This is a genomic window from Streptococcus sp. DFI.7.26 (assembly GCF_022240605.1).
GTDB lineage: Bacteria > Bacillota > Bacilli > Lactobacillales > Streptococcaceae > Streptococcus > Streptococcus xiaochunlingii.
In genome coordinates this window covers 1-1,822 of sequence record NZ_JAKOGN010000031.1, presented here as the reverse complement: position 1 = coordinate 1,822, position 1,822 = coordinate 1, and the positions used below count along the sequence as shown (strand labels likewise).

The 1,822-nt window shown below is 31.2% G+C and carries 4 protein-coding genes; all 4 read left to right on the top strand.

Annotated elements, in window-relative coordinates:
• Positions 1–172 precede the first annotated feature (172 nt).
• The 4 genes from L0M85_RS09720 to L0M85_RS09710 are packed head-to-tail and all read left to right on the top strand — an operon-like array spanning position 173 to position 1,669.
• The gene (locus tag L0M85_RS09720; protein WP_002911684.1) at positions 173–787 is read left to right on the top strand and encodes a CadD family cadmium resistance transporter; all 615 of its coding nucleotides are present in this window, start codon (positions 173–175) and stop codon (positions 785–787) included.
• A gap of 11 nt (positions 788–798) precedes the next feature.
• Positions 799–1,137 (top strand): Cd(II)/Zn(II)-sensing metalloregulatory transcriptional regulator CadX, encoded by a 339-nt coding sequence (gene cadX / locus L0M85_RS09715; protein ID WP_000711078.1) that lies wholly within the window; start codon positions 799–801, stop codon positions 1,135–1,137.
• Between the two features lie 43 nt (positions 1,138–1,180).
• Positions 1,181–1,315 carry a hypothetical protein gene (locus tag L0M85_RS10035; protein ID WP_023024363.1) on the top strand — a complete coding sequence of 45 codons (135 nt, stop codon included), beginning with the start codon at positions 1,181–1,183 and terminating at the stop codon, positions 1,313–1,315.
• 33 nt (positions 1,316–1,348) lie between these two features.
• Positions 1,349–1,669, top strand: coding sequence for a hypothetical protein (locus L0M85_RS09710; protein WP_002927831.1), 321 nt, complete (start codon positions 1,349–1,351; stop codon positions 1,667–1,669).
• The last annotated feature ends 153 nt before the right edge of the window (positions 1,670–1,822 follow it).

Sequence of the window (1,822 nt, the reverse complement as noted above, 5' to 3'; positions counted from 1 at the left end):
TTAAATATTGAAAAAACCATTGGCAGTGGACATACTTTAAGACTATATATTTCTGAAACTAGTTTCACAATACAAATATTGACATGCAATTATTAATTGGTGGATTTTAAGTTGACATCTACAAAGGTTAATGTTAGAATACATTCAAAAATATATTTGAATGAGGTGTTTTATGATTCAAAATATTGTTACTTCAATAATCCTGTATTCTGGGACAGCCGTAGACTTACTTATTATCCTAATGTTATTTTTTGCCAAAAGAAAAAGCAGAAAGGACATCATTAACATCTATTTAGGACAATTTCTAGGCTCTGTTAGTCTAATATTCCTAAGTTTGCTTTTTGCATTTGTCTTAAATTATATTCCTAGTAAAGAGATTTTAGGTTTACTCGGTTTGATTCCAATTTTCCTAGGCCTCAAAGTTTTGCTTTTAGGAGATTCTGATGGAGAAGCTATTGCAAAAGATGGTTTGCGAAAAGACAATAAAAACCTGATTTTTCTAGTCGCTATGATTACTTTTGCAAGTTGTGGCGCTGACAATATTGGTGTCTTTGTCCCATATTTTACCACCTTAAATTTAGCGAATTTGATAGTGACTTTACTTACTTTTCTAGTCATGATTTATCTCTTGGTTTTTTCTGCCCAAAAATTAGCACAAGTCCCTTCTGTTGGAGAAACTTTGGAAAAATATAGCAGATGGTTTATTGCCGTTGTCTATTTAGGATTGGGGATGTATATCCTGATTGAAAACAACAGCTTTGACATGCTATGGGCTGTGTTAGGCTAGGAGAAAAAATTATGAAAAAAGATAGTATCTGTCAAGTGGATGTTATAAATCAACAAAATGTTACAACCGCAACGAACTACCTTGAAAAGGAAAAAGTCCAAAAATCACTTCGCATTTTATCAAAATTTACCGATAATAAACAGATAAATATCATCTTTTATCTCCTTGCCGTCGAAGAACTCTGTGTCTGCGATATAGCCTGTTTATTAAATCTCAGTATGGCATCTGCCTCCCACCATCTTCGTAAACTAGCCAATCAAAACATCTTGGACACTAGAAGAGAGGGGAAAATTATATATTATTTTATAAAAGATGAGGAAATCAGAGATTTTTTTAATCAACTAGGATAACAACTATTTTTACTACTTTTCCATGATTATAGGGAGATTATATATGAAATTTTTTGATGAAAATTACTCACAAGAAATACCTACTCGTATTAAATGTTTAAGAAAAAAGTATAATTTAAAGCAAAGCGACCTAGGTAATGCAGGTCAAGTTAGGCAAATTGAAAAGGGAGAAATTTGAAAGAATTTGTATCTTTTATTTTTTGTTTCATTTATGCCCTATGCTACTGGAATAGTTAGTAGTCATTTCATGAATCATACGGCACAGCTCTTTTATGGACTGATTGTTATTGTTTCAACGGTAGCAAACTGGTTTTTACATAAAGTAATTGATAAACCCAATATAGATCAGAAAGAATTACTTGAAGCTACCGCACAATATAGGAAGTTATTGATACCTGACCTAATAATTAAAGGAGTGGGATTGATTCTATCTTTAATTGTCTATCCTCCGATTATGATGTATAGTGTTTTAATTGCGGCATTTTACATCATAACTTTAAAAACACTATCCGAAAAAAGAGTGAATAACTAAAAAACGGTGACCAAAGTTAGGTGTATTATTTTAATGCTTAGAGACCTAAACTATTCCCCTATTTTAAAAATATTGATTCAGATTTTATGAAATTAAAAAGTAGATATTGTTCAGAAAATCCTTGATATTACGCTGTTTTTAGTCCAACTGAAA